The organism is Nesterenkonia aerolata (assembly GCF_031470965.1).
Classification (GTDB): Bacteria; Actinomycetota; Actinomycetes; order Actinomycetales; family Micrococcaceae; genus Nesterenkonia; species Nesterenkonia aerolata.
In genome coordinates this window covers 137,834-142,477 of the sequence record NZ_JAVKGR010000006.1, presented here as the reverse complement: position 1 = coordinate 142,477, position 4,644 = coordinate 137,834, and the positions used below count along the sequence as shown (strand labels likewise).

3 protein-coding genes, 1 pseudogene and 1 CRISPR repeat array are annotated in these 4,644 nt (G+C 65.6%); of the genes and pseudogenes, 1 reads left to right on the top strand and 3 read right to left on the bottom strand.

All coding sequences use genetic code 11. The annotated features are described in order from the left end of the window. Nucleotides 1-348 precede the first annotated feature (348 nt). On the bottom strand, nucleotides 349-582 hold the full coding sequence (locus tag RIL96_RS07185) for a hypothetical protein (RefSeq protein WP_310548330.1): 234 nt from the start codon (nucleotides 580-582) through the stop codon (nucleotides 349-351). Nucleotides 583-731: 149 nt separating this feature from the next. Further along, on the bottom strand, nucleotides 732-1,052 hold the full coding sequence (locus RIL96_RS07180) for a hypothetical protein (protein ID WP_310548329.1): 321 nt from the start codon (nucleotides 1,050-1,052) through the stop codon (nucleotides 732-734). A gap of 61 nt (nucleotides 1,053-1,113) precedes the next feature. On the opposite strand from RIL96_RS07180, the gene RIL96_RS07175 reads away from it, so the two are divergent. Continuing rightward, complete coding sequence (locus tag RIL96_RS07175) at nucleotides 1,114-1,641, top strand: hypothetical protein (RefSeq protein ID WP_310548328.1); 528 nt, start codon at nucleotides 1,114-1,116, stop codon at nucleotides 1,639-1,641. A 540-nt stretch (nucleotides 1,642-2,181) separates the two neighbouring features. Here the strand turns inward: RIL96_RS07175 and RIL96_RS07170 are convergent. After that, nucleotides 2,182-3,409, bottom strand: a pseudogene (locus tag RIL96_RS07170) (IS110 family RNA-guided transposase). A 346-nt stretch (nucleotides 3,410-3,755) separates the two neighbouring features. Further along, a CRISPR array of direct repeats spans nucleotides 3,756-4,638; the repeat unit is 28 nt; unit sequence GGCTCATCCCCGCGGGGGCGGGGAACAC. Nucleotides 4,639-4,644 lie beyond the last annotated feature (6 nt).

Here is a 4,644-nt window from a genome sequence, read left to right as displayed (position 1 = left end):
CCGACGCCGCAGGATCCCCCACCAACAGGGACTCCACGCTCAACGGTGAATAGCCGGTATCGGGCACTTGCTTCTCGATGCCGTCCTGGGCCTCGAGCCTGCCCAACTGTGGGTGCTTAAAGGAAATACCCGCGCGATCACGTTCTACGAACGTGAGGGTTTCCAAACCGATGGGATCGAGTACATCGATCCCTCAGATCCCCACCTGATCGAACTGCGGATGGTGCGTTAGCGCGACCAGGTCGATCTTCACAGCGCATCAAGGATCGCGAGTGGTGCGAGGGCAAATGGACCGCGTGACAGGCTGTGCACTGGCCCGTCCCGGCCGGGATCGTGGCGGCGTGTTTCTCACTCGAACAGGTCAAGTTGCGGCTCCTGCTGGGATGGCCGCCGCCGCTGTGTCTGTTCCTGTTCTGCACGCCTGGTCTCGATGCGCCGGGCATCGTTAGCTACGGAGAGGTTGCGGAGTTCGTCGGCTGCGAGTTCGGTGCTTAGCAGTGTGAAGCGTTCTTGCTGGTTTCGCTGCTGCGTTGCCTTGCGCTCGGAACGTGCTGTTTCAACGGCATTTGCGGCATCGGTCACACGGGGATCATTCTCCGCCTTCCATGCCGCAGTCTGCGCGGCCCATGCGGGGAGCCGATCGAAGACTTCGCCGGGGGATTCCCGGTTCCGTATCGTCAAAGGTCAGCGTCGCGTACTCAGCATCAGAGAACCGATGCAGCTCGGTCATGTCATAGGTACGGCCACGAACCTGCGCCGCACACAACTCCCCGCGATCCCCGGCTTTCCTGCGCCACGACAGCGATGGCGGTGCGCAGCATCGTTGTCTTTACGCTGCGCGCAGCGCCTTCCACGATCACGAGCGGATCGATCGAGGCGACCGCCGCAGCCGCGACCGTCTGCTCCTCGTCCAGTTCAGCGGCTTGCGCGGCTTCCGTCACGTCGGGGTATTCTGGCTCGCGCTCTGGTGAAGTGGCGGTGAGTTGGTCGCGCAGCGTGGTCTCGGCCTCTACGACGGTGAGACTGGCCAGGTAAGCGACGTGCTCCGGCATCGCCGCACCCGGCGGGAGGACCGAGAAGCAATTCAAGACAGCAAGCTCTGTCGCCAGGGTGATGAACTCCCGCAACTCGGCAGAAGTTGCTCGTACGCCGTGTTTGGTGGTGATCCGGGTGACGTGCTCCTGGACGGTGTGCCGTGTCTACACGATGCCCTGCAACCGTGCCGTCATCACCGGTCCCAGCGTCTCTCCGGGTTGGCCGGTTTCCCATTTCGCTCTCCAAATGTTCCAGGTTCTTCTTGATCTGCGCCGAACGCTTCGACATCATCCCGTTGAACGGCTGCAACTCCTTGACTTCTCGGCTCACCGGATTCAGTGTCAGGCTGTACTCTGCGAAAGTCTTCGCGAGCTGGAGATGCGCCGTGATCACCGCTGTGCCGAGGGAGTGGATCGCGCCTTCCTGCTTGAGGAGGGCGACGGTGATCTGTTCCATCGCCGCGCTGACCTCCGCATCCTCACCTGGTGCGACGGCAGGCACTGTGGTCGCGGCAAGGCGTGTGATCATCGTTTCGCTCACCAAGGTTTCGATGCCGTACGCGGACAGGACGAGTCCACCCCGTTCGGGCCTGCCGAGCAGGGGTAGGCAGCGGTAGAAGTGTCGCTCCACTATCGAGGTTTCGCCCCGGTGCAACCTTGAGGAGACGAGAGTGTTCCCGCATTTGGAGTAGGTGATCCGTCCTGCCAGGAGGCTTTTGGAGGAGCGGCCCACGCGCCAGTCGGGGTGGTTGAACACCGCCCGGATACGCGCCGTCTCTTCGGGGGTGATGATCGCTTCCGAGTTCCCTGGGCGGGAGCATCGGGTTCATCCCCGCGGGGGCGGGGAACACCGCGGGGTAATCCGGCTCGATGACGCGTGGGTGGGTTCATCCCCGCGGGGGCGGGGAACACACCGGTGACGGCGCTGGCCTGTGTCGGGAACTGGGCTCATCCCCGCGGGGCGGGGAACACCACCACTGACTACCGGGCCCGTGACGGTGGGGTCGGCTCATCCCCGCGGGGGCGGGGAACACCCTACACCTTCGGGTTCACCCCCCGAAGACTCACGGCTCATCCCCGCGGGGGCGGGGAACACTGTTCGAGTGGTCCCGCCGGGTGGCGGTAGGGGGTGTCCCTATGTTCCGAGTCAAGCCGCGAGAGCGGCCGGCTCGGGGTTAGGGGCGGTGATCGGTGGCTGGTAGTAGGTGCCGTCGCGGAGCATCACGAAGATGACGTTGCAGCGGCGACGGGCCAAGCAGATTACGGCAGCGTTGTGGCGCTTGCCTTCGGCGCGTTTGCGATCGTAGTAGGCCTTCGACACGGGGTCGGAGTGCGAGGCGACCCAGGCTGAGTAGAACAGGGCGTTCTTCAGCCGCTTGTTGCCCGATCTGGCAGGGAACTCACCACGGATCGAGGTGCCAGATCTTCGCGTGACCGGCGCGATCCCGGCATAGGCCGCGAGGTGACCGGCAGTCTCGAATGCGGATCCATCGCCGATGGCCAGGAGGATCTGGGCGGCGGTCTTGATGCCGATCCCCGGCATGCTCATCAAGACCGAGGCGAGAGGGAAGTCCTCAAGCATGGCCTCGACCTCCCGCGCCACTGTCGCCCGCTGTTCCTTCAGTTCCTTCACGTGACCGGCGACTCTGGGGATCACCAGCTCCACTGCCGTGGTCGTCGGAACGATGACGGACTGCTCGCCCAGCGCGGTGAAGATCTGGTCGATCAGTACCTTGGGGTCGCGGCGTGCGTGGGAGCGAGCGAAACGCAGCACCTTCCCCCGACCCGCGTTCTTCAGTCCGGTTGGGCCTGCGAACTTCTCCAGCAGATCCAGCACCAACCCTGTCGAGAGGGGTCCCGCCGGCGAAGACACGCTCCAGTGCTGGGCGGATCTGCGTCAGCAGTGACCGGATCCTGTTCAACGCCCGGGTCGTCTCGTGGGCGAGGTCCTCATCAAATCCGGTGAGGACCTTCAACGCGGAAAGGACTTCGCTGTCACGGTCCACGCTGCGAAGGGTGTGGGGCATCGTCCGGGCAGTGTCGGCGATGATGAATGCGTCCCGCGCATCGGTCTTTGACCTGCCCGGATACAGATCCGCGGCTTTGCGCATCGCCAGCCCGGGCAAGTAGGCGACTGCGCAGCCGCAGTCCCTGGCGACCGCGATCGGCAACGCGCCGATGGTGTTGGGCTGATCCACGACCATCAGCACCTCGCCATGGTCCTGCAGGCCCGTGAAGAGGTCGCGCAACACGGCCTCGTCCTGCGGGAGGGACTTGTCGAACAGCTTCTTCCCGCCGGGATCGAGGGCGCACGCATGATGCCCGCTCTTCCCGACGTCCAAGCCGATCAGGACCGCAAAATCAGTTTTCACGATGTCGTCCTCCTTGAACGCATCACTGCTGGTCGCAGTCACGACACCCGATGCCGGCACCCACTTCTACGTTGAGACCTCAGCAATGACGGACCGTGTCCCTATCAGCGGTCAACGCGTGTCTCTCGACCAGTCGGCAACACCCCCGGACCATCAATGGCAGGGCAACAAAGCCATACCCAGCCGAGCGACCAGACCCCGTCCATCGGGGTGCTCACAAGGTAACGGGGCTCATCCCCGCGGGGGCGGGGAACACAACAACGGGCCCGAGAGGTCGTGCATCGTCGTGGGCTCATCCCCGCGGGGCGGGGAACACCTCGATGGCGGCCAGCACATTCGCCGGCTGCCGGGCTCATCCCCGCGGGGGCGGGGAACACCCGTGGGGTCATGCGCGAGACGCCACGCAGTAAGGCTCATCCCCGCGGGGGCGGGGAACACCGTACTCACCGATCCGGTCCCCGCATCGGCGTGGGCTCATCCCCGCGGGGGCGGGGAACACTCGACGTGCTCCTCATGCTCGCCGGAGTCGTCGTGGCTCATCCCCGCGGGGGCGGGGAACACCGGTGGTGGTCCTCGAACTTCTGGGCTTCCCAGGGCTCATCCCCGCGGGGGCGGGGAACACGTCGGCGACCCGGAAGTACCGGGCCTACCAGGGGGCTCATCCCCGCGGGGGCGGGGAACACGAGTACAGGCGCTTCAATGGGCCCCCTTCGCGGGGCTCATCCCCGCGGGGGCGGGGAACACCCACGGGAGGGCCTGATGAGTAAGACGCACACCGGCTCATCCCCGCGGGGGCGGGGAACACGGTGGCGTCGACCTGCTGCTGATGGACCGTCGAGGCTCATCCCCGCGGGGGCGGGGAACACCGCCTGCGGGCGAGGATGAAGACGCGCTCCCTCGGCTCATCCCCGCGGGGGCGGGGAACACTACCCTCCTGGGGCTGTGCACAGCGGTCGTTAGGGCTCATCCCCGCGGGGGCGGGGAACACTGTATGCAGTGCGGCCCCGCTCTGCGCTTGACCGGCTCATCCCCGCGGGGGCGGGGAACACGCGCTGATTCAGTTCGCGACCGATATTGACCTGGGCTCATCCCCGCGGGGGCGGGGAACACGGTGAGGTCACCGAGTATCCAGATGATGTCGTGGGCTCATCCCCGCGGGGGCGGGGAACACCTTACTTATGCCATGAGAAAGGAGGGGTCGATGGGCTCATCCCCGCGGGGGCGGGGAACACGCCGCA